At 59.9% G+C, this 26,271-nt stretch carries 30 protein-coding genes and 1 pseudogene; 29 read left to right on the forward strand and 2 right to left on the reverse strand.

The genetic code is table 11. The features are described 5' to 3' along the window. Nucleotides 1-107 precede the first annotated feature (107 nt). From CFter6_RS03455 to tatC, 23 genes are all read left to right on the forward strand, one after another. On the forward strand, nt 108-911 hold the full coding sequence (locus CFter6_RS03455; protein WP_082814995.1) for an ABC transporter ATP-binding protein: 804 nt from the start codon (nt 108-110) through the stop codon (nt 909-911). After that, nucleotides 911-1,711 (forward strand): lipid asymmetry maintenance ABC transporter permease subunit MlaE, encoded by an 801-nt coding sequence (gene mlaE, locus CFter6_RS03460; protein WP_014004497.1) that lies wholly within the window; start codon nt 911-913, stop codon nt 1,709-1,711. Before CFter6_RS03455 ends, mlaE begins: the two co-directional genes overlap by 1 nt. 163 nt (nt 1,712-1,874) lie before the next feature. Continuing rightward, the gene (mlaD, locus tag CFter6_RS03465) at nt 1,875-2,348 is read left to right on the forward strand and encodes an outer membrane lipid asymmetry maintenance protein MlaD (RefSeq protein ID WP_014004498.1); all 474 of its coding nucleotides are present in this window, start codon (nt 1,875-1,877) and stop codon (nt 2,346-2,348) included. Further along, nucleotides 2,345-3,079 (forward strand): MlaA family lipoprotein, encoded by a 735-nt coding sequence (locus tag CFter6_RS03470; RefSeq protein ID WP_061538740.1) that lies wholly within the window; start codon nt 2,345-2,347, stop codon nt 3,077-3,079. Before mlaD ends, CFter6_RS03470 begins: the two co-directional genes overlap by 4 nt. 105 nt (nt 3,080-3,184) lie before the next feature. Further along, a complete protein-coding gene (locus tag CFter6_RS03475) occupies nt 3,185-3,817 on the forward strand; it encodes an MlaC/ttg2D family ABC transporter substrate-binding protein (RefSeq protein WP_061538741.1) in 633 nt (210 codons plus the stop codon). 21 nt (nt 3,818-3,838) lie between these two features. Next, on the forward strand, nt 3,839-4,132 hold the full coding sequence (locus tag CFter6_RS03480) for an STAS domain-containing protein (protein ID WP_061538742.1): 294 nt from the start codon (nt 3,839-3,841) through the stop codon (nt 4,130-4,132). 164 nt (nt 4,133-4,296) lie between these two features. After that, nucleotides 4,297-5,250 (forward strand): ABC transporter ATP-binding protein, encoded by a 954-nt coding sequence (locus CFter6_RS03485; protein ID WP_061538743.1) that lies wholly within the window; start codon nt 4,297-4,299, stop codon nt 5,248-5,250. Continuing rightward, complete coding sequence (locus CFter6_RS03490; RefSeq protein WP_041742945.1) at nt 5,250-6,005, forward strand: ABC transporter permease; 756 nt, start codon at nt 5,250-5,252, stop codon at nt 6,003-6,005. The genes CFter6_RS03485 and CFter6_RS03490 overlap by 1 nt, the downstream gene beginning before the upstream one ends. Nucleotides 6,006-6,038: 33 nt before the next feature. After that, on the forward strand, nt 6,039-6,281 hold the full coding sequence (locus CFter6_RS03495; RefSeq protein ID WP_061538744.1) for a BolA family protein: 243 nt from the start codon (nt 6,039-6,041) through the stop codon (nt 6,279-6,281). Between the two features lie 101 nt (nt 6,282-6,382). Further along, on the forward strand, nt 6,383-7,633 hold the full coding sequence (murA, locus tag CFter6_RS03500) for a UDP-N-acetylglucosamine 1-carboxyvinyltransferase (protein ID WP_061538745.1): 1,251 nt from the start codon (nt 6,383-6,385) through the stop codon (nt 7,631-7,633). Continuing rightward, nucleotides 7,630-8,277, forward strand: coding sequence for an ATP phosphoribosyltransferase (gene hisG / locus CFter6_RS03505; RefSeq protein WP_014004506.1), 648 nt, complete (start codon nt 7,630-7,632; stop codon nt 8,275-8,277). Before murA ends, hisG begins: the two co-directional genes overlap by 4 nt. A 22-nt stretch (nt 8,278-8,299) precedes the next feature. Continuing rightward, nucleotides 8,300-9,622 carry a histidinol dehydrogenase gene (hisD, locus tag CFter6_RS03510; RefSeq protein ID WP_061538746.1) on the forward strand — a complete coding sequence of 441 codons (1,323 nt, stop codon included), beginning with the start codon at nt 8,300-8,302 and terminating at the stop codon, nt 9,620-9,622. Nucleotides 9,623-9,653: 31 nt separating this feature from the next. Continuing rightward, on the forward strand, nt 9,654-10,454 hold the full coding sequence (locus CFter6_RS03515; protein WP_061538747.1) for a DNA-methyltransferase: 801 nt from the start codon (nt 9,654-9,656) through the stop codon (nt 10,452-10,454). A 233-nt stretch (nt 10,455-10,687) separates the two neighbouring features. Beyond that, a complete protein-coding gene (hisB, locus tag CFter6_RS03520) occupies nt 10,688-11,284 on the forward strand; it encodes an imidazoleglycerol-phosphate dehydratase HisB (protein WP_061538748.1) in 597 nt (198 codons plus the stop codon). Between the two features lie 48 nt (nt 11,285-11,332). After that, entirely contained in the window at nt 11,333-11,971 is a 639-nt protein-coding gene (gene hisH / locus CFter6_RS03525; RefSeq protein WP_061538749.1) for an imidazole glycerol phosphate synthase subunit HisH, read from the forward strand. 79 nt (nt 11,972-12,050) lie between these two features. After that, nucleotides 12,051-12,875 carry a 1-(5-phosphoribosyl)-5-[(5-phosphoribosylamino)methylideneamino]imidazole-4-carboxamide isomerase gene (gene hisA, locus CFter6_RS03530; protein WP_061538750.1) on the forward strand — a complete coding sequence of 275 codons (825 nt, stop codon included), beginning with the start codon at nt 12,051-12,053 and terminating at the stop codon, nt 12,873-12,875. Beyond that, nucleotides 12,872-13,636 (forward strand): imidazole glycerol phosphate synthase subunit HisF, encoded by a 765-nt coding sequence (gene hisF, locus CFter6_RS03535; protein ID WP_061538751.1) that lies wholly within the window; start codon nt 12,872-12,874, stop codon nt 13,634-13,636. Before hisA ends, hisF begins: the two co-directional genes overlap by 4 nt. Continuing rightward, entirely contained in the window at nt 13,633-14,028 is a 396-nt protein-coding gene (gene hisI, locus CFter6_RS03540) for a phosphoribosyl-AMP cyclohydrolase (RefSeq protein ID WP_061538752.1), read from the forward strand. The genes hisF and hisI overlap by 4 nt, the downstream gene beginning before the upstream one ends. A gap of 24 nt (nt 14,029-14,052) precedes the next feature. Beyond that, nucleotides 14,053-14,430, forward strand: a complete 378-nt coding sequence (locus CFter6_RS03545) for a phosphoribosyl-ATP diphosphatase (RefSeq protein WP_061538753.1) — start codon at nt 14,053-14,055, stop codon at nt 14,428-14,430. A 35-nt stretch (nt 14,431-14,465) separates the two neighbouring features. Continuing rightward, nucleotides 14,466-14,837 carry a histidine triad nucleotide-binding protein gene (locus CFter6_RS03550; RefSeq protein ID WP_041741129.1) on the forward strand — a complete coding sequence of 124 codons (372 nt, stop codon included), beginning with the start codon at nt 14,466-14,468 and terminating at the stop codon, nt 14,835-14,837. Nucleotides 14,838-14,932: 95 nt separating this feature from the next. Further along, complete coding sequence (gene tatA, locus CFter6_RS03555) at nt 14,933-15,142, forward strand: Sec-independent protein translocase subunit TatA (protein WP_041741130.1); 210 nt, start codon at nt 14,933-14,935, stop codon at nt 15,140-15,142. Between the two features lie 61 nt (nt 15,143-15,203). Continuing rightward, nucleotides 15,204-15,704 (forward strand): Sec-independent protein translocase protein TatB, encoded by a 501-nt coding sequence (gene tatB, locus CFter6_RS03560; protein ID WP_061538754.1) that lies wholly within the window; start codon nt 15,204-15,206, stop codon nt 15,702-15,704. A gap of 73 nt (nt 15,705-15,777) precedes the next feature. Beyond that, a complete protein-coding gene (gene tatC, locus CFter6_RS03565) occupies nt 15,778-16,548 on the forward strand; it encodes a twin-arginine translocase subunit TatC (protein WP_061538755.1) in 771 nt (256 codons plus the stop codon). A gap of 31 nt (nt 16,549-16,579) precedes the next feature. Here tatC and CFter6_RS03570 read toward each other — a convergent pair whose 3' ends face one another. Both CFter6_RS03570 and CFter6_RS03575 read right to left on the reverse strand, forming a co-directional pair. After that, complete coding sequence (locus CFter6_RS03570) at nt 16,580-17,266, reverse strand: DUF2461 domain-containing protein (protein ID WP_061538756.1); 687 nt, start codon at nt 17,264-17,266, stop codon at nt 16,580-16,582. Between the two features lie 33 nt (nt 17,267-17,299). After that, nucleotides 17,300-18,466: a S1C family serine protease gene (locus CFter6_RS03575; protein ID WP_061538757.1), complete on the reverse strand. Its 1,167-nt coding sequence runs from the start codon at nt 18,464-18,466 to the stop codon at nt 17,300-17,302. A gap of 28 nt (nt 18,467-18,494) precedes the next feature. Between CFter6_RS03575 and CFter6_RS03580 the strand changes: the two genes are divergently transcribed. From CFter6_RS03580 to CFter6_RS03605, 6 genes and pseudogenes are all read left to right on the forward strand, one after another. Further along, entirely contained in the window at nt 18,495-19,271 is a 777-nt protein-coding gene (locus CFter6_RS03580; RefSeq protein ID WP_061538758.1) for a Nif3-like dinuclear metal center hexameric protein, read from the forward strand. Nucleotides 19,272-19,274: 3 nt separating this feature from the next. Continuing rightward, nucleotides 19,275-19,661, forward strand: a complete 387-nt coding sequence (locus tag CFter6_RS03585; RefSeq protein ID WP_061538759.1) for an RNA-binding S4 domain-containing protein — start codon at nt 19,275-19,277, stop codon at nt 19,659-19,661. Nucleotides 19,662-20,007: 346 nt separating this feature from the next. Next, nucleotides 20,008-20,678, forward strand: a pseudogene (locus CFter6_RS03590) (TetR/AcrR family transcriptional regulator). 26 nt (nt 20,679-20,704) lie between these two features. Further along, nucleotides 20,705-22,495: an acyl-CoA dehydrogenase C-terminal domain-containing protein gene (locus tag CFter6_RS03595; protein WP_061538760.1), complete on the forward strand. Its 1,791-nt coding sequence runs from the start codon at nt 20,705-20,707 to the stop codon at nt 22,493-22,495. An 86-nt stretch (nt 22,496-22,581) separates the two neighbouring features. Beyond that, nucleotides 22,582-24,969, forward strand: coding sequence for a 3-hydroxyacyl-CoA dehydrogenase/enoyl-CoA hydratase family protein (locus CFter6_RS03600; protein ID WP_061538761.1), 2,388 nt, complete (start codon nt 22,582-22,584; stop codon nt 24,967-24,969). Nucleotides 24,970-24,986: 17 nt separating this feature from the next. Beyond that, complete coding sequence (locus tag CFter6_RS03605; protein WP_061538762.1) at nt 24,987-26,180, forward strand: acetyl-CoA C-acyltransferase; 1,194 nt, start codon at nt 24,987-24,989, stop codon at nt 26,178-26,180. Nucleotides 26,181-26,271: the final 91 nt, after the last annotated feature.

The following is a 26,271-nucleotide window of genomic DNA, read 5'->3' on the forward strand; positions in this document are numbered from 1 at the left end:
CAAACTGTTGTAATACAGGCACATATCAGTCTGTCTACTATTGCTGGGCTCTGAACGATTGTCGCATTTGCACTACAATAGCCCCTTTGATTTATTCGGTGGATGGTGTGGCAAATATCGTCGAAATTCGTGATCTGCAGTTTGGCTATGGGGAGAGGTCGATTTTATCGGGTCTCAACATGGACTTCGCACGCGGCAAGGTGATCGCCGTCATGGGCGGCTCCGGCTCCGGCAAGACCACCATATTGCGGCTGATCGGCGGCCAGCTGAAGCCGCAGGCCGGCAGCGTCAAGGTTGACGGCGAAACGGTGCACACCCTCTCGACCTCGGGCTTGTATGCCTTGCGGCGCAAAATGGGCATGCTGTTCCAGAGCGGCGCCTTGTTTACCGACCTGACTGCATTTGAAAACGTCGCCTTCCCGCTGCGCGAACACACCAACCTGTCGCCGGAACTGCTGAACAACCTGGTGCTGCTGAAGTTGAATGCGGTCGGCCTGCGCAACGCCGCGCAGCTGAAACCGTCCGAGATTTCCGGCGGCATGGCGCGGCGCGTGGCGCTGGCGCGCGCGATCGCGCTGGATCCGTCGCTGATCATGTATGACGAACCGTTCGCCGGGCTGGACCCGATTTCGATGGGCGTGACCGCCAACCTGATCCGCAAGCTCAACGATGCGCTGGGTTCGACCAGCATCCTGGTGTCGCATGACGTCAATGAGTCGTTCAGCATTGCCGACTATGTGTATTTCCTGTCGCAAGGGCAGATCGTGGCGCAAGGCACGCCGGCAGAGATGCAGGCGTCGACCCATCCGTACGTGAAGCAATTCGTCAACGCCGAGCCTGACGGTCCGGTGCCGTTCCACTATCCCGGCAAGTCGCTGGCCGAGGACCTGGGTCTGAAGGGGCGCGGCTGATGCTGAACGCTGTAACCAAGTTTGTAAGCAATTGTCTTGCCGCGGTGGGACGCACCGTACGCGAATCGATTGCCGGCCTGGGCCTGGCCGCGCGCATGTTCTTTGCGATCCTGCGCGCCTCGCTCGGCCTCTGGCGGCGTCCGCGGCTGATTACCGACCAGATCCATTTCATCGGCAACTATTCGCTGGTCATCATTGGCGTCTCGGGCCTGTTTGTCGGTTTTGTGCTGGGTTTGCAGGGCTATTACACGCTCAACAAATATGGTTCCGAGCAGGCGCTGGGCTTGCTGGTGGCGCTGTCGCTGGTGCGTGAACTGGGGCCGGTGGTGACGGCGCTGCTGTTCGCCGGCCGCGCCGGTACTTCCCTGACGGCGGAAATCGGGCTGATGAAAGCCGGCGAACAATTGTCGGCGATGGAAATGATGGCGGTCGATCCCATGCAACGGGTAGTAGCGCCGCGTTTCTGGGCCGGCGTGGTGGCGATGCCGATGCTGGCAGCCTTGTTCAGCGCCCTCGGTATTTTTGGCGGCTACCTGGTCGGCGTCAAGCTGATCGGCGTCGACGACGGCGCGTTTTGGTCGCAGATGCAAGGCGGTATAGATATCTGGCAAGATATCGCTAACGGTGTCCTGAAAAGCATCGTATTTGGCGTCGCCGCGACGTTTGTTGCGGTATGGCAGGGTTATGAGGCGAAACCGACGCCGGAAGGCGTTTCCAGGGCTACCACGCGCACCGTGGTGATCTCGTCGCTGGCGGTATTGGCGCTGGACTTCCTGCTGACCGCTTTGATGTTTAACTGATTTTTGCGCGACTCGGGCGCTTATTGGGCACTTGTTGGGCACTTGTTGGGCACTTGTTGGGTGCTCAAGCAGCCGGGGTCAAGCCGTAGCAGCGCGTTTTACTTCTCGTTACTATTTTCTCCTCGGGAATTTGTTCGCGGTGGTATTTTTAAGGTGATGAATCATGCAACAGAAAACTGTAGACGTATGGGTAGGCATATTTGTGCTGATCGGCGTGCTGGCCTTGGGCTTCCTGGCGCTGAGAGCGGGCAACCTGAGCAGCGCGACTTTCAACAAGACCTATCCGGTAATTACCAAGTTCGACAATATCGGCGGCTTGAAAGTACGGGCATCGGTCAGGAGCGCCGGAGTGGTGGTGGGGCGTGTTGCTTCGATCAATTTCGACGACAAGAACTTCCAGGCGATAGTTACCTTGAACATGGACCAGCGTTACCAGTTCCCGGAAGACAGTTCGGCTAAGATACTCACTTCAGGTTTGCTGGGCGAGCAATACATCGGTATCGAAGCGGGCGGCGCGACCAAGAACCTGGTTGCCGGCGACCGTATTAAATTAACGCAATCCGCGATTGTGCTGGAGAACCTGATCAGTCAGTTCCTGTACAGTAAAGCTGCGGATGTAAAGGACACAGAACAATGAAAACCCTGATTCACCTTCGCCTGAGCTCGCTGGCCCTGGTTGCCGCGCTGGCCGGCTGCGCCACCACCAGCAATCCGCAAGACCCGCTGGAAGGGTTCAACCGCGCCATGTTCAGCTTCAACGACACGCTCGACAAGGTCGCGCTGAAGCCGGTCGCCACCGCTTACCGCAACTGGCTGCCAAGTTTTGTCCAGACCGGCGTCAACAACTTCTTCGGCAACCTGGGCGACGTCTGGAGCTCGGTCAACGGTTTCCTGCAAGGCAATGTTGCAGACGGTACTTCGGATGTGATGCGGGTTGCGGTCAACTCCACGCTCGGCCTGGGCGGGTTGCTGGATATCGGCTCGGAAGCCGGTTTGCAGAAACATAACAAGGATTTCGGCCAGACCCTGGGCAAGTGGGGCGTAGGCTCCGGTCCTTACCTGGTGCTGCCGCTGTTCGGGCCGTCGAATATCCGCGACACGGCGGCATTGCCGGTGGACATGTACGGCGATATCTGGTCCTACAAATACCCGGTGCGCTGGCGCAATACCGGCTCGGTGGTGCGCCTGATCGACAAGCGCGCCAACCTGCTGGATGCAGGCGGCCTGCTGGACGATGCCGCCCTCGACAAGTATGAATTCGTGCGCGACGCCTACACCCAGCGCCGCCAGAGCCAGATCAGCGGCAATAACGACGATAGCGACGACAAGGCGGACAAACCTGTCAACAGCAAGCCCGCCGAGCAGTGATTATCGGCGCCGGCCGGAACCGGCGCTTGAAATTGCCGTCTTAGGACGCATATACCCCGCGTCTGAGACGTCTTCTAACAACCATTAAGATTGTTAAAAAAACATATGAAAATCCTGAAAAAATTCCTGACGCTGTCGCTGACTGTCGGCAGCCTGTTGTTCACAGCGGCAGCTCAGGCGCAAGAAGCGCCTGACGCGCTGATCAAGCGCATCAGCCAGGACGTGCTGGATACCGCCAAATCGGATAAAAACATCCAGGGCGGCAACCAGCAGCGCATCCTGGCGCTGGTTGAAGAAAAGATCATCCCGTATGTCGACTTCGAGCGCATGACCAGCATGGCCATGGGCCCTAAGTGGCGTGACGCAACTGATGATCAAAAGAAACAGTTGATCACCCAGTTCCGCAGCCTGCTGGTCTATACCTATTCCGGCGCGCTGTCGCAAGTGCGCGACCAGCAAATCGATTTCAAGCCGCTGCGCGCCGATCCGGCCGATACCGACGTGATCGTTCGCTCGCAGGTGATCCAGCCGCGCGGCGAGCCTATCCAGCTCAATTACCGCGTGGAAAAAGCAGGCGCGAGCTGGAAGATCTATGATGTCAACGTACTGGGCGCCTGGCTCGTTGATTCATACAAGGGCACCTTCACTTCCGAAATCAACCGTTCCGGCATCGACGGCCTGATCAAGGTGTTGTCGGACAAGAACAAGGAACGCGCTGCCCGCGGCCTTAAGAAATAATCAGTTGATTGACTAACTAACATGTTCAGACCATCTCATTCGCTTACTGTCGGCAACGCCAAAGTCACTCTGGAAGAGGGCTTGCGCGCGATCGCCGGGGGCGAGACCGAGATTGACCTGGGCGATGTGGTGGCGGTCGATTCGGCCGCCGTCGCCACCTTGCTGGCTTGGCAATGTGCAGCCCTGAACCAGGGGCTGAACCTGCATTTCTCCAGTTTGCCCGCCAACCTGGAAAGCCTGATCGATTTGTACGGCGTGACAGAGTTGCTGGCGCCTGCCGGCGTCACTGTTGCCGCCAGTACATTGCATCATTGAGCCCTACCTTCCCCTTTCCTCGTAGCATCCCGGGTTTGTCGCTGTCGCCCGGCCCTCGCAGCAAAAATCCAATATAATCAAGGGTTCCGCCACCGGCCAGCATGGCTTGACAGATCGGCAGCATTGCCGCGGCGTTCCAATTAAAGAATATTTAGCAAGGCACTATGGCGGCCATCCAAATCACCAATGTCAAGAAGCGTTACCAGTCCTTGCAGGCGCTGGGCGGCGTTTCCCTGACCATCGAAGAAGGCGAGTTCTTCGGTTTGCTGGGCCCTAACGGCGCCGGCAAGACCACCTTGATTTCGATCATCGCCGGTCTTAACCACCCGGATTCTGGCAACGTCACGATCCACGGCCACGATGTCGTCAGCGACTACCGTGCCGCGCGCCGCAATCTCGGCGTGGTGCCGCAAGAACTGGTGTTCGATCCGTTTTTCACGGTGCGCGAAACCTTGCGCATCCAATCCGGTTATTACGGCCTGAAGAACAACGACAAGTGGATCGACGAGGTGATGGAAAACCTCGACCTGACCAACAAGGCCGACACCAACATGCGCGCGCTGTCGGGCGGCATGAAGCGGCGCGTGCTGGTGGCGCAGGCGCTGGTGCACAAGCCGCCGGTGATCGTGCTGGACGAGCCGACCGCCGGCGTCGACGTTGAATTGCGGCAAACCTTGTGGCGTTTCATTTCACGCCTCAACCGCGAAGGCCACACCGTGGTCCTGACCACGCACTACCTGGAAGAAGCGCAAGAGCAGTGCACCCGCATCGCCATGCTCAAGCTGGGGCAGGTGGTGGCGCTCGATTCCACCTCGGCGCTGATCAAGCGCATCGCCGGTTCGCAATTGCTGGTCAACCTGTCCAGCGGCAGCTTGCCGGCGGCGCTGCAGCCTTTGGTGCTGCACGCCGACGGCAGCAAATTTGCGCTGCGGGTCAATGAATATGCCGATGTCGAACCGATCCTCGGCGCCTTGCGCCATGCCGGCGCGGTGATCGAGGACATGCAGCTGCAGCAGGCCGACCTGGAAGACGTGTTCCTGCAGATCATGGACAGCAAGGTCAGCGCTAGCGGCTTTAATGTCTTTGCCGACGAATACAGCGCAGGCGGTGTCAAATGATGATCGGTTTCCAGACCCTGTTCTACAAAGAGGTGCTGCGCTTCTGGAAAGTGGCGACGCAAACCATTGGCGCGCCGATCCTGACGGCGATGCTGTACCTGCTGATTTTCGGCCATACCCTGAAAGACCACATCGAGGTTTATCCAGGCGTGCAGTACACCGCGTTCCTGATTCCCGGCCTGGTGATGATGAGCGTGTTGCAAAATGCCTTCGCCAATACTTCGTCGTCGTTGACACAGTCGAAAATGACCGGCAATCTGGTGTTTGTCCTGCTGACGCCGCTGTCGCACTGGGAGCTGTATGGCGCTTATGTGCTGGCCTCGGTGGTGCGCGGCGTGGCGGTCGGCCTGGGTGTATTTGTCATTACCGCCTGGTTCGGCAACCTGTCTTTCGTGGCGCCGTGGTGGATCGTGATTTTTGCCTTCCTGGGAGCGGCGCTGCTGGGCACCATGGGCCTGATTGCCGGCGTGTGGGCCGACAAGTTCGACCAGCTGGCGGTGTTCCAGAATTTCCTGATCATGCCGGCGACCTTTCTTGCCGGCGTGTTTTATTCGATCAAATCGTTGCCGCCGTTTTGGCAGGCCGTATCGCATTTGAATCCGTTCTTTTATATGATAGATGGATTCCGCTACGGCTTTTTCGGGCAGTCAGACATCAACCCTCTGATCAGCCTGCTGATCATTTGCATATTCCTGGCGTTGTTGTCGGCGGTAGCGGTGCAGATGCTCAAGCGCGGCTATAAGCTAAGACACTGAGCGCGTCACCAAGAAAACAATTGAGAAAATATTATGTTCCCTACACCCGATCTCGTTAAAAGTTACATCGCCGCCGGCCTCGATTGTTCGCACCTGGATGTCGAGGGCGACGGCCAGCATTTCAAGGCGGTGATCGTGTCGACCGCCTTTGCCGGCAAGCGTCCGATACAGCGCCATCAGATCGTCTATGCGGCGCTGGGCGACCGCATGCGCGAAGAAATTCACGCCTTGTCGATGAAGACGCTGACACCGGAAGAATTTCGGGACAATAACTAAGAAGTAGGGTGGGCAAGTTTTTTTGCCCACGAAAATTCTACCGCGTGGGCACGGGTGCCCACCCTACAAGAAGCAACGACTAATTACAGCGAGAAGTCACCATGGATAAATTATTGATACAAGGCGGTAACCGCCTTTCCGGCGAGATCACCATTTCCGGCGCAAAAAATGCGGCGCTGCCTATCCTGTGCGCCGGCTTGTTAAGCTCCGACCAGCTGCTGCTGAGCAACGTGCCGAACCTGCACGATGTGTCGACCATCCTCAAGCTGCTGCGCCAGATGGGATTGAAAGCGACCCAGGACGGCCATTTCGTGACCTTGCAAGGCGACGCTATCACCAATCTGGAAGCGCCTTATGAAATGGTGAAAACCATGCGCGCATCGATCCTGGTGCTGGGCCCGCTGCTGGCGCGCTTCGGCGAAGCCCGGGTGTCGCTGCCGGGCGGCTGCGGCATCGGCTCGCGCCCGGTCGACCAGCACATCAAAGGCTTGCAGGCGATGGGCGCCGAAATTTCGATCGAAGCCGGCTACATCCATGCCAAGGCCAAGAAGCTCAAGGGCACACGCGTCGTGACCGACATGATCACCGTCACCGGTACGGAAAACCTGCTGATGGCCGCGACCCTGGCCGACGGCGAGACAGTCCTGGAAAACGCCGCGCGCGAACCGGAAGTCACCGACCTGGCCAACCTGCTGGTAGCGATGGGCGCCAAGATCGACGGCATCGGCACCGACCGCCTGGTGATCCAGGGCGTGGACAAGCTGCACGGCGCCGAGCATGCAGTGATCGCCGACCGTATCGAGACCGGCACCTTCCTGTGCGCGGTGGCGGCCACCGGCGGCGACGTCATGCTGAAAAACACCCGCAGCCACATTCTGGACGCGGTGCTCGACAAGCTGCGCGAAGCGGGCGTGATCCTGACTTCCGGCGACGACTGGATCCGCGTGCAGATGGCGGCGCGGCCGAAGGCAGTCAGCTTCCGCACCACCGAATACCCTGGTTTTCCGACCGACATGCAAGCGCAGTTCATGTCGCTGAACAGCATCGCCGAGGGCACCAGCCACGTCACCGAAACGATTTTTGAAAACCGTTTCATGCACGTGCAGGAAATGAATCGCCTCGGCGCCGCCATTGATGTGCAAGGCAATACCGCCATCATCAAGGGTGTCGACCACCTGGTCGGCGCGCCGGTGATGGCGACCGATTTGCGCGCTTCCGCCTCGCTGGTGATTTCCGGCCTGGTGGCGCAAGGCCAGACCATGATCGAGCGCGTGTATCACCTCGATCGCGGCTACGACCAGATGGAACGCAAGCTGTCGGCCGTCGGCGCCAACATCGAAAGAATCAAATGAGCCAGAAGCTGACCCTGGCCTTGTCGAAGGGCCGCATCTTCGAAGAGACCTTGCCGCTGCTGAAGGCAGCCGGCATCGAGGTCACCGAAGATCCGGAAACTTCGCGCAAGCTGATCCTGGCGACCAACGATCCACAGGTCAACGTGATCATCGTGCGCGCCTCCGACGTGCCTACCTATGTGCAATACGGCGCAGCGGATTTCGGCGTGGCGGGCAAGGACGTGCTGCTGGAGCATGGCGGCGAGGGACTGTACCAGCCGATCGACCTGGATATCGCCAAGTGCCGCATGTCGGTGGCGGTCTCGGCCGGTTTCGACTACGCCAGCGCGATCCGCCAGGGCGCGCGCCTGCGGGTCGCCACCAAATACCTGCTGACCGCGCGCGAGCACTTCGCCGCCAAAGGCATGCACGTCGACCTGATCAAGCTGTACGGCTCGATGGAACTGGCGCCGCTGGTCGGGCTGGCGGATGCGATCGTCGACCTGGTCAGCACCGGCGGCACCTTGCGCGCCAACAAGCTGGTCGAAGTCGAACACATCATGGATATCTCTTCGCGGCTGGTGGTTAACCAGGCCGCCTTGAAACTGAAGCGCGAACGCTTGCAGCCGATCCTGGAAGCTTTTGAAAAAGCTTCGATTCAATAAGACGCAGCAAACTGGAAGCAACATGATAGCAATCAGAAAACTCGATGCAGGACTGCCGGATTTCCAGGCGCACCTGACTGCGCTGCTGGCTTTCGAGGCCAGCGAAGACGAAGCCATCGACCAGGCCGCGGCGCGCATCCTGGCTGACGTCAAGGCGCGCGGCGACGCCGCCGTGCTGGAGTACACCAATCGTTTCGACCGCCTCGGCGCAAACAGCGTCAGCCTGCTGGAAATCGGCCAGCAGGAATTGCAGGTCGCGCTGGCCGAGCTGTCTCCTGAACGCCGCAGCGCCTTGCAGACTGCGGCCGACCGCGTGCGCAGCTACCACCAGCGCCAGAAAATCGAATGTGGTTCGGACGGCTTCAGTTACACCGAAGCCGACGGCACCGTGCTGGGGCAGAAAGTCACGCCGCTGGACCGCGTTGGCATCTATGTCCCCGGCGGCAAGGCGGCTTATCCTTCGTCGGTGCTGATGAATGCGATCCCGGCCAAGGTTGCCGGCGTGCAGGAAATCATCATGGTGGTGCCGACTCCGGACGGCGTCAAGAATCCGCTGGTGCTGGCCGCCGCGGCTATCGCCGGCGTCGACCGCGTGTTCACCATCGGCGGCGCGCAAGCGGTGGCGGCGCTGGCCTACGGCACTGCCACCATTCCCCAGGTCGACAAGATTGTCGGCCCCGGCAATGCCTATGTTGCGGCTGCCAAACGGCGCGTGTTCGGCACGGTCGGCATCGACATGATCGCCGGCCCATCGGAAATCCTGGTGTTATGCGACGGCACCACCGATCCCGACTGGATTGCGATGGACCTGTTTTCGCAAGCCGAGCATGATGAACTGGCGCAGTCCATCCTGCTGTGTCCGGATGCGGCTTATATCGCCGCCGTCGAAGCCAGCATCAACCGGCAGTTGCCGCTGATGCCGCGCCAGGAAGTGATACGCACCTCGCTGGTCAACCGCGGCGCGCTGGTGAAAGTGCGCGACATGGAACATGCCTGCGAGATCGCCAACCACATCGCGGCCGAGCATCTGGAAATTTCCGCCGAAAATCCGCAGCGCTGGGCTGACCGCATCCGCCATGCCGGCGCCATGTTCCTGGGCCGTTTTTCGTCTGAAGCCCTGGGCGATTATTGCGCCGGCCCGAACCACGTGCTGCCGACTTCGCGCACCGCGCGTTTTTCGTCGCCGCTCGGCGTCTACGATTTCCAGAAACGTTCCAGCATCATCAACATCAGCGAGGCCGGCGCCCAGACCCTGGGCCAGGTCGCGGCCGAACTGGCTTACGGCGAAGGTTTGCAAGCGCATGCCCGGTCCGCCGAATACCGTTTGAAAGACAAGCCGCAATGACAGCCTGTAATGGCAACGGCGCGTGCCAGCAATGAGCGACGACTGGATCGATCGTATCTATGGCGAGGACGCCCTGCAGGGCCTGCAGCGCATCCCTGACGGTTCGGTCGACCTGCTGCTGGCCGATCCGCCCTACGGCCTGGGCAAGGACTACGGCAACGATTCCGACAAGCTCGACACCGCGGCTTACCTGCGCTGGACCGAAGAATGGATAGACGCTGCCTTGCCGAAACTGAAACCCAACGGCAGCCTCTACATTTTCCTGACCTGGCGCTTCTCGCCCGAGATTTTTGTCATGCTCAAGCAGCGCATGATCATGAACAACGAAATCATCTGGGACCGGCGGGTCCCTTCGATGGGCGGCGGCACCCGGCGCTTTTCCTCGGTGCACGACACGATAGGCTTCTTTGCCTGCGCCAAGGACTATTACTTCGACCTCGACGCCATCCGCATTCCCTACGACGCCGAAACCAAGAAAGCCCGTTCGCGCTCGATTTTCGTCGGCGCCAAGTGGCTGGAACTGGGCTACAACCCGAAAGACGTCTGGAGCGTCTCGCGCCTGCACCGCGAACATCGCGAGCGGGCCGACCACCCGACCCAAAAGCCGCTGGAAATCGTGGAACGCATGATCAAGGCTTCTTGTCCGCCGGGCGGGATCGTGCTCGATCCTTTCATGGGCAGCGGCACCACGGCAGTGGCGGCGCGCCGCTGCGGCCGCCGTTTTGTCGGTTTTGAACTCAATCCCGAGTATTGCGCGCTGATTCAACAGCGGCTGGCGCAACTCGACGAGCAGGTCTCCGGCGAACCGCCGCTGGCTGAGCGTTCGGCTTGAATAGCAACGCTGATAGCGATTATCAGGACCGCTATTAGCGGGAAAACATGAAAATGTCGGTAAAATGGCGGTGCGGCCCAAAAAGCTGCCTTGGCCAGGCTTCACTAGTGACTAACGGAGAAGCGGAGAAGCTGCAACAATCCCGATCTTAAATCCGATCGTCGAATAATTTAGTACACTTACCTCCACGGCGCCTGTGCGCCACCACCTAGCAAATTGGTCTCAAGCTCAACATGTCTACGCCTCGAACTGCATCGATCACGCGCAATACCAACGAGACGCAAATCCGCGTCTCCATCAATCTGGACGGCAGCGGCCAGCAAAAGCTGAATACCGGCGTGCCGTTCCTGGACCACATGCTGGACCAGATTGCACGGCATGGCCTGATCGACCTCGATATCGAAGCCAATGGCGACCTGCATATCGACGCCCATCACACGGTGGAAGACGTCGGCATTACCCTGGGGCAAGCGTTCGCCAAGGCCATCGGCGACAAGAAGGGCATCCGCCGCTACGGCCATGCTTATGTGCCGCTGGATGAAGCGCTGTCGCGTGTAGTGATCGATTTTTCCGGCCGTCCAGGCCTGGAATTCCATGTGCCGTTCAAGCGCGCCATGATCGGCGGCTTCGACGTCGACCTGACCCACGAATTTTTCCAGGGTTTTGTCAATCATGCACTGGTATCTTTGCATATCGACAACCTGCGCGGCGAAAACGCCCATCATCAATGCGAAACCGTCTTCAAAGCGTTTGGCCGGGCGTTGCGCATGGCCACAGAACTGGATCCGCGTTCCGCCGGCACCATTCCTTCGACCAAAGGCAGCCTCTAAGGTTGAGCTTATTTACCCGGACTTCCTCTCGGGACTTGAATCTTTATCATGAACAAAATTGTTGTGGTTGACTATGGCATGGGCAACTTGCGCTCCGTAGCGCAAGCCCTGCGCCAGGTGGCGCCGGAAGCCGAGGTCCTGATCTCCGGTACGATTGCCGATATACGGTCGGCCGATCGCCTGGTCTTGCCAGGCCAGGGCGCAATGCCGGATTGCATGCGCAGCCTGCGCGAATCCGGGCTGCAGGAGGTGTTGCTGGAAGCTGCGCGCAACAAGCCGCTGCTGGGCGTCTGCGTCGGCGAGCAGATGTTGTTCGACCTGAGCGAAGAGGGCGATACCGCAGGCCTGGGCTTGTTGCCCGGCAAGGTAGTGCGCTTCCGCCTGGACGGCCGGCTGCAGGACGACGGCTCGCGTTTCAAGGTGCCGCAGATGGGCTGGAACCGAGTGCGCCAGACGCAGTCTCATCCGCTCTGGCACGGTATTGCCGATCAGGATTATTTTTATTTCGTCCATAGTTATTACGCAGCGCCGGCCGCTGCTGCGCATACCTTCGGCGAGACTGAGTACGGTGCGGCGTTTAGCTGCGCGGTCGGTCGTGATAATATTTTCGCGACGCAGTTCCATCCCGAGAAAAGCGCCAGCGCCGGCTTGCAGCTGTACCAGAATTTCGTGCAATGGAAACCCTGAACATAAACCGGCATTTCTTCCGGTTTATATGGATTTTTATTCAGATTTTTAACTGACTTCACCTCATACAATTGTAGCCATGCTGCTGATACCTGCCATCGACCTCAAAGACGGTCACTGCGTACGCCTGAAACAGGGCGATATGGACCAAGCCACCGTGTTTTCCGACGATCCGGGCGAAATGGCCCGCCATTGGCTGATGCAAGGCGCACGCCGCCTGCACCTGGTCGACCTGAACGGCGCGTTCGCCGGCAAGCCGAAGAACGAACCGGCGGTCAAGGCCATCATCAAGGCCGTGCGCGAGTTCGCCCTGCTCAACGGTGTCGAAGAAATTCCGGTGCAGCTGGGCGGCGGCATCCGCGACCTCGACACCATCGAGCGTTACCTGGACGACGGCCTCAGCTACATCATCATCGGCACCGCCGCAGTCAAGAACCCCGGTTTCCTGCAAGATGCCTGCAGCGCGTTTCCCGGCCAGATCATCGTCGGCCTCGACGCCAAGGACGGCAAGGTCGCGACCGACGGCTGGAGCAAGCTGTCCGGCCACGAAGTGATCGACCTCGCCAAGAAATTCGAAGACTACGGCTGTTCTTCCATCGTCTACACCGACATCGGCCGCGACGGCATGATGGGCGGCGTCAATATCGAAGCCACCGTCAAACTGGCGCAAAGCATGACGATCCCGGTGATCGCTTCCGGCGGCGTCCACAATGTGCACGATGTGGAAGCCTTGTGCGCGGTGCAGGACGAGGGCATCGAGGCCGTGATCTGCGGCCGCTCGATCTACGAAGGCACGCTTGACCTGCGTTCGGCGCAAGAGCGCGCCGACGAATTGAGCAACGGCGTGGCTGACTATATCGATGGCCAGGATTTATCGGAGCAGCCCGCCGCTGACAAGCCATGACCCTCGCCAAACGCATCATCCCTTGTCTGGACGTGACCAATGGCCGCGTCGTCAAGGGCGTCAATTTCCTGGAGCTGCGCGATGCCGGCGATCCGGTCGAGATCGCGCGCCGCTACGACCAGCAGGGCGCCGATGAGATCACCTTCCTCGACATCACCGCTTCCTCCGACGGCCGCGACCTGATCCTGCCGATCATCGAAGCGGTCGCCTCGCAGGTGTTCATTCCGCTGACGGTAGGCGGCGGCGTGCGTGCGGTGGAAGACGTGCGGCGCTTGCTGAATGCCGGCGCCGACAAGGTCGGCATCAATACCTCCGCCGTCACCAATCCGCAGCTGGTGGCGGACGCCGCCGCCAAGTACGGATCGCAATGCATCGTGGTCGCCATCGACGCCAAGCAGGTCGCGCCCGGCAAGTGGGAAGTGTTCACCCATGGCGGGCGCAAGGCCACCGGTCTTGACGCAATTGAATGGGCGCAAAAGATGGAGCAGCTGGGCGCGGGCGAAATCCTGCTGACCAGCATGGACCGCGACGGCACCAAGGTCGGTTTCGACCTAGCGTTGACCAGCAGCGTCTCCAACGCCGTGACGATACCGGTGATTGCCTCCGGCGGCGTCGGCGGTTTGCAAGACCTGGCTGACGGTATCAAGATCGGCCGCGCCGATGCGGTGCTGGCGGCGAGCATTTTCCACTATGGTCAACACACTGTGCAGGAAGCCAAGCAGTTCATGGCGGCACAGCAGATCCCGATGAGGCTAGCATGAGCAGCGTGAGTTGGTTAAACAAGGTCAGATGGGATGAACACGGCCTGGTGCCGGTGATTGCCCAGGAGCTAGGCTCGAACGATGTCCTGATGTTCGCCTGGATGAACCGCGACGCCCTGGCGAAGACGGTGGCGCTGGGCGAGGCGGTGTACTGGAGCCGCACCCGCAAGAAACTGTGGCACAAGGGCGAAGAGTCCGGCCATGTGCAGAAAGTGCACGAAATCCGCCTCGATTGCGACGAAGACGTGGTGCTGCTGAAAGTGACCCAGGCCGGCGACATCGCCTGCCATACCGGCCGCCATTCCTGCTTCTTCCAGAAGCTGGAGAACGACAGCAAGAGCTGGGAAACGGTCGAACCGGTATTGAAAGAGCCGGATGAGATTTACAAGTAAGCAGATAAATAAGCGGATCCGATCATGAGTGAAACCCTGAAGCGCCTGGCGGCAGTCATCGAGTCGCGCAAGCCGGCTAACGGCGGCGACCCCGAGACTTCGTACGTGGCCCGTCTGTTCGCCAAGGGCGACGACGCGATCCTGAAAAAAATCGGCGAGGAAGCGACGGAAACCGTGATGGCGGCCAAGGATGCGCGGGTGGACGGCGACGTTTCGCATGTGCTGTACGAGTGCGCCGACCTGTGGTTCCACTCAATGATCATGCTGGCCCAGTTCAACCTGACGCCGCAAGACGTGCTGCAGGAACTGGCGCGGCGCGAAGGCCTGTCCGGCATCGAGGAAAAAGCCAGCCGCAAGCTGACTGCCCGTGAACAGCAGGAAACCGACCAAGGCAAGATCTGAAGCAGGATCTGAATCGATCAAGACCCGGAGATAATTTGGAAAATTGTATTTTTTGCAAAATTGCAGCCAAGCAGATTCCCTCGAAAGCGATCTATGAAGACGACGACCTGATCGCTTTCCATGACATCAATCCGGCCGCGCCCATCCATTTCCTGATCGTGCCCAAGCAGCACATCCCGACTTTGGCCGATTGTACTGAGGCGCACGCCGCTTTGTTAGGTAAAATGGCGCTGCTGGCGCCGCGCCTGGCGCAAGAACAGGGCTGCGGTTACCAGCTGGACGAGCAGGGCCAGGCCAGCGGCGGCTACAAGACGATCTTCAACGTCGGGCCTGACGGCGGCCAAGAGGTGTACCATTTGCATATGCACGTCATCGGCGGACCAAAGCCGTGGCGCGGGCAGCGCTGATTGCAGCGGACTGGTGTCCGGCGGCAACGGAGCTGGGATTAACGGTTAATTTGACTTAGCAGGATCGGGCAGGTTTGCCCGACAAGGAGAAAAAAATGGGTTCGTTCAGCATTTGGCACTGGTTGATCGTGCTGGTTATCGTCATGCTGGTGTTTGGCACCAAGAAAATCGGCAACATGGGTTCCGACCTGGGCAAGGCGGTCAAGGGTTTCAAGGATGGCGTCAAGGGCGAGGAAGAAAAGCAGGCCGCCGACAAGGCGACGATTGACGTCGCCGCCAAAGAAAAGGACAAGTCCGGCAACTGAGTCACGGCTGCCGGCGTGCATGCATGACGCCGGCCTGCCCTGAGGCTTGCCGCCACTCCTCATGATCGATATTGGTCTTACTAAACTTGCACTGATCGGCGTCGTTGCACTGGTTGTCATCGGGCCGGAGAAATTGCCGACCGTGGCCCGCATGGCGGGCTCCCTGTTCGGCCGTGCGCAGCGTTACATCAACGAGGTCAAATCCGAAGTCAGCCGCGAGATCGAGCTGGAAGAGCTGCGCAAGATGCAGAAAGACGTGCGGGAAGCCGCCAGCGACATCGAGCAGAGCTTCGCCAGCACGGTCGCCGACACCAAGCAGTCGCTGCATGCTGCCTGGGACGACGGCAGCGCCGGCGTTGCCGACAATTTCCGGGTCGAGCAGCTGGCGCAGACGCTCAAGGCCAAGAGCTTCCGCAAGAAGAAACTGGCGCGCACCAGCGCCATTCCTGCCTGGTACAAACAGCAAAGCGGCCAGAAGGCGCGCGTCCTGTCGGGCGCCGCACGTGTCGCAAAATACCGTCCGGCCGGCCAAAGCAAGGCTTCCGGTTCATTTTTTTCATGATTTCATGCTTCGCCTCTAGCCAGGCCAATGCTGAAATCGGCCAATCCGCCTGTTTGCAAAACACCTTGCTCCCATGACTGAAGAACAAAAGACCAGCGGCGTCGAAGAGACGTTCATTTCGCACCTGGTGGAATTGCGCAATCGCATCATGAAGGCGTCGATCGCCGTGATCGTGGTGTTCCTGTGCCTGATGCCTTGGGCCGCGCATATCTACGACCTGCTGGCGGCGCCTATGCTGGCCGCCCTGCCGGTGGGCGCCAAGATGATCGCCACCGGCGTCATCACGCCGTTCCTGATCCCGGTCAAGGTGACCTTGCTGCTGGCTTTTGTCATCGCCCTGCCATGGGTGCTGTACCAGCTATGGGCGTTTATCGCGCCAGGCTTGTATGCGCATGAAAAGAAACTGATCGCGCCGCTGGTGATTTCATCGTCGTTATTGTTCATTATGGGCGTAGCGTTTTGCTACTACCTGGTATTCGGGGTGATTTTTCACTTCATCAACAATTTCGCCCCGAAATCGGTCTCGGTGGCGCCGGACATCGATAGCTATTTCGATTTCGTGATGACCATGTTCATTGCCTTCGGCATGACATTTGAAGTGCCGATCGTGGTGATCGTACTGGTGCGCATGGGCCTGGTTTCGGTGGAAAAGCTGAAGTCGATCCGTCCCTACATCATTGTAGGAGCTTTCGTGATTGCTGCAATCGTGACGCCGCCGGACATCATGAGCCAGCTGCTGCTGGCCGTGCCTTTATGCCTGTTGTTCGAGATAGGCCTGCTGGTGGCGCCGCTGTTCGTCAAGGCGACCCAGGCGCCGGCGGAAGAGCCGGAAAAAACCAGTTGAATTAAACGGGTGGCGCCATGCCGCCCGGGTTTTACTCGGCGATCGGGGTCTTGATCTGCCGCAGCCAGCTTACCAGCGGGTAAGCGTCTTTAAAGCCGGACACCAGTTCTTTCTCCAGCGCGTCCGACAGCATCTTCTTCACTGACTGCTCGTTCCAGACGATAAAGTTTTTCATCTTGATGTATTCGATGTGCGGCGAGTCGGCGTCGAACCCTTTGGGCGGACGCTTCAGCTGACCCTCGGTCTGCAGGTCGCCGTAAGTCTCCACCAGCTTCTTGTTTTTCAGCAGCTTGCCAAAACCGTTGGCATCGGCCACCACTTGCTGGCGGATCGCCCGCAGGCGGTCGGCAGGCGGCATGTATTCGCCGCTTGCGATGAGCAAAGTGCCGCTGGCGTCGATATGGAAATAATAAGCCGGACCGCCGCCCTGGCTCGGTTTCTTCAAGCCGCTGGCGGTGATCGATGCCGAGAAATAGGATTTGTACGGGCTCTTGTCGTGCGAGAAGCGCATGTCGCGGTTGATCCGGAACAGCGCTTTCTTCGGATTGCAGCCGGCGATTGCCGGATCGAACTTGCTGACCTGGGCGATCAGGCGCACCACCAGTTCCAGGAACTCCGCCCGCAAGATATCGTAGCGCGGCTTGTTCATGACAAACCAGGCCCGGTTGTTATTCTCCGCCAGTTCGGCGAGGTATTGGGTCAGGTCGCGTACGTGCATTACCGGTTTCCTTTTATGCGGGTTTATTCGGGTTTACTCTGGCTCTCGCTTCATCGGCGGCCGCTTGCCGATAACGGCTTCTACCGTGGTTTCCTGGGTCTTGCGCAATACCGTCAGCTTGGCTTTGCTGCCGGGCTGCAGCTGGGCGATCAGGTTGGTCATGTCGGTGCTGTCGGTGATCGGCTTGCCTTCGATCGCCACCAGGATGTCGCCTGGCTTCAGGCCAGCCTTGTCGGCCGGGCCATTCTTGATTACGCCGGCGATGATGGCGCCGGTGCTGCGGTTCAGGCCGAAGCTCTCGGCCAGTTCGGGCGTGATGTCCTGCGGTTCGACGCCGATATAACCGCGCACCATGTGGCCGGTATTGATGATTGATTCCATCACGGTCTTGGCGGTCGTCATGGGCACGGCAAAACCGATCCCGAGCGAACCGCCGGTGCGCGAATAGATCGCGGTGTTGATGCCGATCAGGTTGCCGTTGGTGTCGATCAGGGCGCCGCCGGAATTGCCGGGGTTGATCGCAGCGTCGGTCTGGATGAAGTTCTCGAACTGGTTGATGCCGAGATGGCTGCGGCCCAGCGCCGAAATGATGCCCATCGTCACCGTCTGGCCAACGCCGAACGGATTGCCGATAGCCAGCACGACATCGCCGACGCTGGCCTGGTCGGCGCGGCCCAGCGTCACCGCCGGCAGGTTCGGCAACTCGATCTTGATCACGGCCAGGTCGGTTTCGGGATCGGTGCCCACCACCTTGGCGGTAGTGGTGCGGCCGTCGGCCAGCGCCACTTCGATTTCATCGGCCGCTTCCACCACATGGTTGTTAGTCAGGATATAACCCTGGGCGCTGACGATGACGCCCGAGCCGAGGCTGGACTGCTTGTCGTCGTCGGCGTCGCCGCGGTCGCCGAAGAATTTCCGCAGCAGCGGATCTTCCGGCATGTCAGGGGTGACCGGCTTGGCGTCCTTGCTGGTGAAAACATTCACTACCGACGGCATGGCGCGCTGCGCAGCCTGGCGGTAGGAGCCCGGCGTCGGCGTGCCCGGAGCGGCTTCCTGCAGAGGCACCTTGGAGGCGGCGATATGCAGCGGCGAACTGGTCAAAGCGCCATTTAGCCAATCCGGCTTCAAGGTCGCTACAATGAACCAGATCGCTAAACCGATGGTGATGGTTTGCGCAAATAACAGCCAGAAACGTCGCATAGTGAAGATCTTAGAAGGAGTAGGAATCGTGAATCAAGAATCGGTGAAACCGGTGGATCGTATTGAACTGGCGAAATATCTTGCCGAAGCGTTAAATATTACACAGTTCCGTGATTATTGCCCAAATGGCTTGCAGGTGGAAGGACGTGCTGAAATTAAGCGCCTGGTGAGCGGCGTCACCGCCAGCCTCGCCCTGCTGGAAGCGGCCGTGGACAGCGGCGCGGACGCTATCCTGGTGCACCACGGCTATTTTTGGCGCGGCGAAGATGCGCGCGTCGTCGGCCCCAAGCACAAACGCCTGAAATTGCTGCTGACGCACGACATCAACCTGTTTGCCTACCACCTGCCGCTCGATGCCCACCCGGAATTCGGCAACAATGTGCAGCTGGCGCAGCAACTGGGCCTGGCGCCGAACGGCCGGTTCGGCGACGACAGCCTGGGCTGGCTGGGCAGCGCCAGCGATCCGCGGGTAAGCACGGTGGGCGACCTGGCGCAGGTGATTGAGCGGCAGCTGAAACGCGCCCCGGTTCTGATCGGCGATCCGTCCCAGCGCCTGGGGCAAATCGCCTGGTGCACCGGCGCCGCGCAAAACCTGCTGGGCGATGCGATTGCCGCCGGCGCCGGGGTCTACATCAGCGGCGAGATTTCCGAGCCGACCGTGCACCTGGCGCGCGAAACCGGGGTAGCTTACCTGGCGGCCGGCCACCACGCCACCGAGCGTTACGGCGTGCAGGCGCTGGGCCGGCACCTGGCCGAGCGTTTCGGTCTGCAGCATCAATTCATCGACATCGACAACCCGGTTTAATGTATGAGTAAAACAGTCGAAGCAGTACGTATCGACAAATGGCTGTGGGCGGCGCGGTTTTTCAAGACCCGCACGCTGGCCAGCGATGCCGTCGACAACGGCAAGGTCAGGTTGAACGACGAGCGGACCAAGCCGGCACACAGCCTGAAAGCCGGCGATATCCTGGCGATCGACAACGGCGCCAGCGTGTGGGAGGTGGCGGTACTGCTCCTGAGCGATACCCGCAGCTCGGCGGCGGTTGCGCAGACGCTGTACCGGGAAACCGAGCAAAGCATAGCGAAACGCGCGACGCTGGCAGAAGACAGGCGGTTTTTCCGCGAGCCGACCATGCAGCTCAAAGGGCGGCCAACCAAGCGCGACCGCCGTCTGCTGGACAAGACGCAGTCCTGATAATCTTCCATAGCGATTTGACATCGCTTGCGTCCGCTTTTCGCGCTAGCGTGGAGCTGCCAGGACGTTTTCCTCAGGTGCGGCCGGCCAGGTGCGACTACTGTTTCCGGGAGTCAGGGCGGGTAAATGGAACCCGCTCCGGATTTCGAAGGAATTCTCGGTAGAACGGCCCCTCTAAGTCGCTGTTTGACATTTCGATTCTGGTGCATAATAGTACGAGCGTTCGCATTCTTGCCGGCAGCCGCCGTCTAGCAAGCCAACGCCGGATATTTCCAGACGAAGATTTCCAAATACGACCAGACAGGACAGGACTATCGTGGCACATACTGACATGCCGCCGAAATTCATGCGTAAAGGCGAAATGACGCGGCAGCGATTCTCGACGTTGCCATCACGCTGGCGAGCCGTGACGGCCTTGAAGGTCTGACGATCGGCTTGCTGGCTGAAAAAATGAACATGAGCAAATCCGGCGTGTTCGCCCATTTCGGCTCGCGCGAGGATCTGCAGATCGAAGTGGTGAAGCTGTACCACCGCCAGTTCGAGCAGGAAGTGTTCTATCCGAGCATCAAGGAAGCACGCGGCCTGCCGCGCCTGGAATGCATGTTTGGCCGCTGGATCCGGCAGGTGACGATTGAAATCGCCTCCGGTTGCATCTATATCAGCGGCGCCGTCGAATACGACGACCGGCCGGGCGAGATCCGCGAGCAGCTGGTGACCATGGTGCGCACCTGGCAGCAGGCTTTGCATCGCTGCACGCTGCAGGCAATCGAAGCCGGCCACCTGCGCGCCGATACCGACGCTGACCAGCTGGTCTACGAGATGTACGGCCTGATCCTGGGTTTGCATCACGACGCCCGTTTCCTGAAAAAAGCCGGCAGCGTGGAGCGCGCGCAAAAAGGCTTTGACCGCCTGATCGACAGTTACCGCTCTACACAGGCGGCGCACTCAGCTAGCAAGAAATCCTCGCAAACGAATCAAAAAATCGCTGCCAAGCCGGCAGCTAGATCAATCCAGTAAATACAAACAATCATCAGGAGAGCACCATGGGTCAATACGTCGCGCCACTGCGGGATATGCAATTCGTCATGCACGAGCTGCTGCATGTAGAAGATGAACTGAAACAATTGCCGAAGCATGCCGAGATCGATGCCGACATCATCAATCAGGTGCTGGAAGAAGGCGGTAAATTTACCTCCCAGGTACTGTTCCCGCTGAACCATTCGGGCGACCGCGAAGGCTGCCACCACGACAAGGCCACGCACACCGTCACTGCACCGAAGGGTTTCAAGCAAGCCTACAAGCAGTACGTGGAAGCCGGCTGGCCATCGCTGTCCTGCGATCCTGAGTTCGGCGGCCAGGGCTTGCCGCTGGTGATCAACAATTCGTTCTACGAAATGATGAATTCGGCCAACCAGGCCTGGACCATGTACCCGGGCTTGTCGCACGGCGCCTACGAGTGCCTGCACGCACACGGCACGCCAGAGCAGCAGGCCCTGTACCTGCCTAAGCTGGTTTCCGGCGAATGGACCGGCACCATGTGCCTGACCGAATCGCATTGCGGCACCGACCTCGGCATGCTGCGCTCGAAAGCCGAGCCGCAGGCTGACGGTTCCTACAGCATCACCGGCAGCAAGATTTTCATCTCGGCCGGCGAGCACGACATGTCGGAAAACATCCTGCACCTGGTGCTGGCGCGCCTGCCAGGCGCACCGGAAGGTTCCAAAGGCATTTCGCTGTTCCTGGTGCCGAAGTTCCTGCCGAATGCAGACGGCTCGCTGGGTGCGCGCAATCCGATCACCTGCGGCGCCATCGAAGAAAAAATGGGCATCCACGGCAACTCGACCTGCCAGATGAACCTGGACGGCGCCACCGGCTGGATCATCGGCGCTCCGCACAAGGGCTTGAACGCGATGTTCGTGTTCATGAACGCTGCCCGCCTCGGTGTCGGCATGCAAGGCCTGGGCTTGACTGAAGTGGCTTATCAGAACGCGCTGGTGTACGCCAAGGACCGCATCCAGATGCGCAGCCTGTCGGGCATCAAGGCGCCGGACAAGCCGGCCGATCCGATCATCGTCCATCCAGACGTGCGCCGCATGCTGTTGACGGCAAAAGCGTATGCCGAAGGCGCGCGCGCTTTCTGTTCTTACGTCGCGCTGCAGCTGGACAAGGAACTGAACCACCCGGACGAGCAAGTGCGCAAGGACTGCGCCGATGAGGTTGCCCTGCTGACCCCTGTGGTCAAGGCCTTCATCACCGACAACGCCTGGACAGCGACATCGGAATGCATGCAGGTCTACGGCGGCCACGGTTTCATCGCCGAATGGGGCATGGAGCAGTATGTGCGCGACGCCCGCATCAACATGATCTACGAAGGCACCAACACCATCCAGTCGCTCGACCTGCTGGGCCGCAAGGTATTGATGGACAACGGCGCCAAGCTGAAGAAATTCGGCGCCAAGGTGCAAGCCTTCATCGAAGAAAACGGCGCCGACGAAGCCTTGTCGGAATTCATCACGCCGCTGGCCGACCTCGGCGACAAGGTCAGCAAGCTGACCATGGAAATCGGCATGAAGGCTTTCCAGAATCCGGACGAAGCCGGCGCTGCAGCCGTACCTTACCTGCGCGTAGTTGGCCACCTGGTGTACGCCTATTTCTTTGCGCAAATGGCAAAGATCGCTTTGGCCAAGCAAGATTCAGGCGACAAGTTCTACGTTTCCAAGCTGGCGACCGCACGTTTCTACTTCGCTCGCCTGCTGCCGGAAACCGCAATGCTGATTCGTCAGGCGCGTTCCGGTTCGGGCAGCTTGATGGCGCTGGACGCAGATTTGTTCTAATGGATTTGTTCTAAATAAGCCGTAAGGCGGGCCTGGCGCCATCGGCGCGGGCCTGCACTCCCAACAGACTGACCAAGGAGAAACAAGTGTCGAATTTCATCGTTAAAAAAGTCGCCGTGCTCGGCGCCGGCGTGATGGGTGCGCAAATTGCCGCCCACTGCCTGAACGCCAAGGTGCCGGTAGTGCTGTTCGACCTGCCTGCCAAGGAAGGCCCGAAAAACGGCATCGTCCTGCGCGCTATCGAAAACCTGAAGAAGCTCAGCCCTGCGCCGCTCGGCAACAAGGATGACGCCTCGCTGATCGAAGTCGCCAACTACGAAGACAACCTGGATGTGCTGGCCGGCTGCGACCTGATCATCGAAGCCATCGCCGAGCGCATGGACTGGAAGCATGACCTGTACAAGAAGGTCGCGCCGCACATTGCGCCGAACGCGATTTTCGCATCCAACACTTCCGGCCTGTCGATCACCGCCTTGTCGGAAGGTTTCGACGCCGAACTGAAAGCACGCTTCTGCGGCGTCCACTTCTTCAATCCGCCGCGCTACATGCACCTGGTGGAACTGATCCCGACCGCCACCACCAAGCCAGAGATCCTCGACCAGCTGGAAGGCTTCCTGGCGACCACGCTGGGCAAGGGCGTGGTCCGTGCTAAAGATACCCCTAACTTCATCGCTAACCGCGTGGGTGTGTTCGGGATTTTGTCGACGGCTCACCAGGCTGAAAAATTCGGCCTGTCGGTCGACGTTGTCGATGATCTGACCGGCGCCAAGCTGGGCCGCGCCAAGTCGGGTACTTTCCGTACCGCCGACGTGGTTGGCCTGGATACCATGGGCCATGTAATCAAGACCATGCAAGACACCCTGAAGGATGATCCTTTCTACGGCGTGTACGCAACGCCGCCGCTGCTGGCCAAGCTGGTCGAAAAAGGCGCGCTGGGTCAAAAAACCGGCGCCGGCTTCTACAAGAAGGTTGGCAAGGACATCCTGCGCATCGACGCCGCCACGGGAGAATACGTTACCGGCGGCGGCAAGGCCGACGAACTGGTGGCGCGCATCCTGAAAGACAAGGATCCGGTCAAGCGCATGAAAACCCTGCGCGAATCGACCAATCCGCAGGCGCAGTTCTTGTGGGCCATCTTCCGCGACGGCTTCCACTACATCGCTGTCCACATGGAATCGATTGCCGACAATGCGCGCGACATCGATTTCGCCATGCGCTGGGGCTTCGGCTGGAGCGTAGGCCCATTCGAAATCTGGCAAGCCGCCGACTGGAAACAGATCGCCGGCTGGGTCAAGGAAGACATCGATGCCGGCAAGGCGCTGTGCAATGCACCGCTGCCAGCCTGGGTATTCGACGGCCGCACCGGCGTGCACGCTGCCGACGGTTCCTACTCGCCAGCGAAGAAAGCCAATGTCGCCCGCTCCACTCTGCCAGTCTACGAGCGCCAGGTATTCCGCGCACCGTTGCTGGGTGAAGGCGTGGCCGACGGCAAGACTGCCGGCACCACCGTATTCGAGGATGACTCGGTACGCGCATGGCACCAGAACGACGACGTCCTGGTCCTGTCCTTCAAGACCAAGATGCACGTGATCGGACCTGGCGTCATCGCCGGCCTGAACAAGGCAGTCGCCGAAGCAGAAAAGAACTACAAGGGCCTGGTGCTGTGGCACGCGGATGCAGCCGAAGGCGGCGCATTCTCTGCCGGCGCCGACCTGCAATCGATGCTGCCTTTGTTCATGTCGGGCGGCGCCAAGGCGATCGAACCGATGGTCGCCGAATTGCAGCAGGCATTCATGGGCCTCAAGTATGCGAGCGTGCCGGTGGTTGCCGCGGTGGCTGGCCTGGCGCTGGGCGGCGGCTGCGAGCTGGCCCTGCATACAGCCAAGCGCGTAGCCTCGATCGAGTCGTATATCGGCCTGGTTGAAGTCGGCGTCGGCCTGATCCCGGCCGGCGGCGGTTTGAAGGAGGCGGCAGTACGCGCCGCCAACGACGCCAAGGGCAACGACATCCTGCAATTCCTGAAGACCTCTTTCCTCAACGCTGCCACCGCCAATGTCTCGAAATCGGCCTTGCAAGCGAAGAGCATGGGCTACCTGAAGGCCGACGACGTGATCGTGTTCAACGCCTACGAGCTGCTGCATGTGGCCAAGGTCGAAGCGCGCGCCATGTTCGACGCCGGCTATCGTCCACCGCTGAAAGCGCAGATCGCAGTCACAGGCCGTTACGGCGTCGCCACCATCATGGCGCAGCTGGTCAACATGCGCGATGGTGGTTTCATCTCGGCGCATGACTACAAACTGGGCACCATGATCGCTAACATCGTATGCGGCGGCGAAGTGGAAGAAGGCAGCGTGGTGAATGAACAATGGTTGCTGGACCTGGAACGCAAAGCGTTCGTCGAACTGCTGAACAACCCCAAGACGCAAGAGCGGATCATGGGCATGATGCAGACCGGCAAACCAGTGCGCAACTAATCAAACAGGAGCAGGAAATGACTAAACAACTTCAAGATGCGTACATCGTCGCCGCTACCCGCACGCCAATCGGCAAGGCGCCGCGCGGCATGTTCAAGAACACACGCCCGGACGACCTGCTGGTGCGCGTAATGCAATCGGCGCTGGCGCAAGTGCCAGGCCTGGATCCGAAACTGATCGAAGATGCCATCATCGGCTGCTCGTTCCCGGAAGGTGCGCAAGGCCTGAACATGGCGCGCAATGCCATTATTCTGGCCGGTTTGCCGAATACCATCGGTGGCGTCACCGTCAACCGTTATTGCGCTTCCGGCATCACCGCGGTAGCGATGGCGGCTGACCGCATCCGTGTCGGCCAGGCCGACGTCATGTTCGCCGGCGGCGCCGAATCGATGTCGATGGTGCCGATGATGGGTTTCCATCCATCGGTCAACATGGAAGTGTTCAAGGACGAAAACGTCGGCCTGGCCTACGGCATGGGCCTGACCGGCGAAAGAGTGGCGCAGCAATGGAAAATCTCGCGCGAAGCGCAGGATGCATTCGCGCTGGAATCGCACCGTCGCGCACTGGCGGCGCAAGCGGCCGGCGAGTTCAACGACGAAATGACTTCGGTCGAGATCATCGAGCGCTTCCCTAACCTGGCGACCGGCCAGATCGATACCAAGACCCGCACCGTCGATCGCGACGAAGGCGCCCGCGAATCCACCATGGAAGGCCTGGCCAAGCTGAAGGCAGTGTTTGCCGCCAAAGGCACGGTCACCGCCGGCAACTCTTCGCAAACTTCGGACGGCGCTGGTGCGCTGCTGCTGGTCAGCGAAAAGATCCTGAAGCAATTCAACCTGACGCCGCTGGCGCGTTTCGCCTCGTTTGCAGTGCGCGGCGTACCGCCGGAAATCATGGGTATCGGTCCTAAAGAAGCGATCCCGGCAGCGTTGCGCGCCGCCGGCATCACCCAGGACCAGCTGGACTGGATCGAACTGAACGAAGCATTTGCAGCGCAATCGCTGGCAGTGATCCAGGACCTCGGCCTGGATCCGGCCAAGGTCAACCCGATGGGCGGTGCGATCGCCCTCGGCCATCCGCTGGGTGCGACCGGCGCCATCCGTTCGGCGACCACGATCCACGCCATGCGCCGCCACAACCTGAAGTACGGCATGGTGACCATGTGCGTCGGGGCCGGCATGGGCGCCGCGGGTATTTTCGAGCGCATGTAATCACGCATTTAATCAATTAATCAGATTGTCATAAGCAATCGTCAAAAACGAAAAAGCCGTACAGCTACCGCCGTGCGGCTTTTTTGTCTCT

Origin of the sequence: Collimonas fungivorans, from assembly GCF_001584145.1 — a bacterium.
GTDB lineage: Bacteria > Pseudomonadota > Gammaproteobacteria > Burkholderiales > Burkholderiaceae_D > Collimonas > Collimonas fungivorans.

Coding starts and splice junctions, on each gene's coding strand:
- mlaE (WP_014004497.1), top strand. CDS start 911: ATGCTGAACGCTGTAACCAAGTTTGTAAGCAATTGTCTTGCCGCGGTG.
- mlaD (WP_014004498.1), top strand. CDS start 1,875: ATGCAACAGAAAACTGTAGACGTATGGGTAGGCATATTTGTGCTGATC.
- CFter6_RS03470 (WP_061538740.1), top strand. CDS start 2,345: ATGAAAACCCTGATTCACCTTCGCCTGAGCTCGCTGGCCCTGGTTGCC.
- CFter6_RS03475 (WP_061538741.1), top strand. CDS start 3,185: ATGAAAATCCTGAAAAAATTCCTGACGCTGTCGCTGACTGTCGGCAGC.
- CFter6_RS03480 (WP_061538742.1), top strand. CDS start 3,839: ATGTTCAGACCATCTCATTCGCTTACTGTCGGCAACGCCAAAGTCACT.
- CFter6_RS03485 (WP_061538743.1), top strand. CDS start 4,297: ATGGCGGCCATCCAAATCACCAATGTCAAGAAGCGTTACCAGTCCTTG.
- CFter6_RS03490 (WP_041742945.1), top strand. CDS start 5,250: ATGATCGGTTTCCAGACCCTGTTCTACAAAGAGGTGCTGCGCTTCTGG.
- CFter6_RS03495 (WP_061538744.1), top strand. CDS start 6,039: ATGTTCCCTACACCCGATCTCGTTAAAAGTTACATCGCCGCCGGCCTC.
- murA (WP_061538745.1), top strand. CDS start 6,383: ATGGATAAATTATTGATACAAGGCGGTAACCGCCTTTCCGGCGAGATC.
- hisG (WP_014004506.1), top strand. CDS start 7,630: ATGAGCCAGAAGCTGACCCTGGCCTTGTCGAAGGGCCGCATCTTCGAA.
- hisD (WP_061538746.1), top strand. CDS start 8,300: ATGATAGCAATCAGAAAACTCGATGCAGGACTGCCGGATTTCCAGGCG.
- CFter6_RS03515 (WP_061538747.1), top strand. CDS start 9,654: ATGAGCGACGACTGGATCGATCGTATCTATGGCGAGGACGCCCTGCAG.
- hisB (WP_061538748.1), top strand. CDS start 10,688: ATGTCTACGCCTCGAACTGCATCGATCACGCGCAATACCAACGAGACG.
- hisH (WP_061538749.1), top strand. CDS start 11,333: ATGAACAAAATTGTTGTGGTTGACTATGGCATGGGCAACTTGCGCTCC.
- hisA (WP_061538750.1), top strand. CDS start 12,051: ATGCTGCTGATACCTGCCATCGACCTCAAAGACGGTCACTGCGTACGC.
- hisF (WP_061538751.1), top strand. CDS start 12,872: ATGACCCTCGCCAAACGCATCATCCCTTGTCTGGACGTGACCAATGGC.
- hisI (WP_061538752.1), top strand. CDS start 13,633: ATGAGCAGCGTGAGTTGGTTAAACAAGGTCAGATGGGATGAACACGGC.
- CFter6_RS03545 (WP_061538753.1), top strand. CDS start 14,053: ATGAGTGAAACCCTGAAGCGCCTGGCGGCAGTCATCGAGTCGCGCAAG.
- tatA (WP_041741130.1), top strand. CDS start 14,933: ATGGGTTCGTTCAGCATTTGGCACTGGTTGATCGTGCTGGTTATCGTC.
- tatB (WP_061538754.1), top strand. CDS start 15,204: ATGATCGATATTGGTCTTACTAAACTTGCACTGATCGGCGTCGTTGCA.
- tatC (WP_061538755.1), top strand. CDS start 15,778: ATGACTGAAGAACAAAAGACCAGCGGCGTCGAAGAGACGTTCATTTCG.
- CFter6_RS03570 (WP_061538756.1), bottom strand. CDS start 17,266: ATGCACGTACGCGACCTGACCCAATACCTCGCCGAACTGGCGGAGAAT.
- CFter6_RS03575 (WP_061538757.1), bottom strand. CDS start 18,466: ATGCGACGTTTCTGGCTGTTATTTGCGCAAACCATCACCATCGGTTTA.
- CFter6_RS03585 (WP_061538759.1), top strand. CDS start 19,275: ATGAGTAAAACAGTCGAAGCAGTACGTATCGACAAATGGCTGTGGGCG.
- CFter6_RS03595 (WP_061538760.1), top strand. CDS start 20,705: ATGGGTCAATACGTCGCGCCACTGCGGGATATGCAATTCGTCATGCAC.
- CFter6_RS03605 (WP_061538762.1), top strand. CDS start 24,987: ATGACTAAACAACTTCAAGATGCGTACATCGTCGCCGCTACCCGCACG.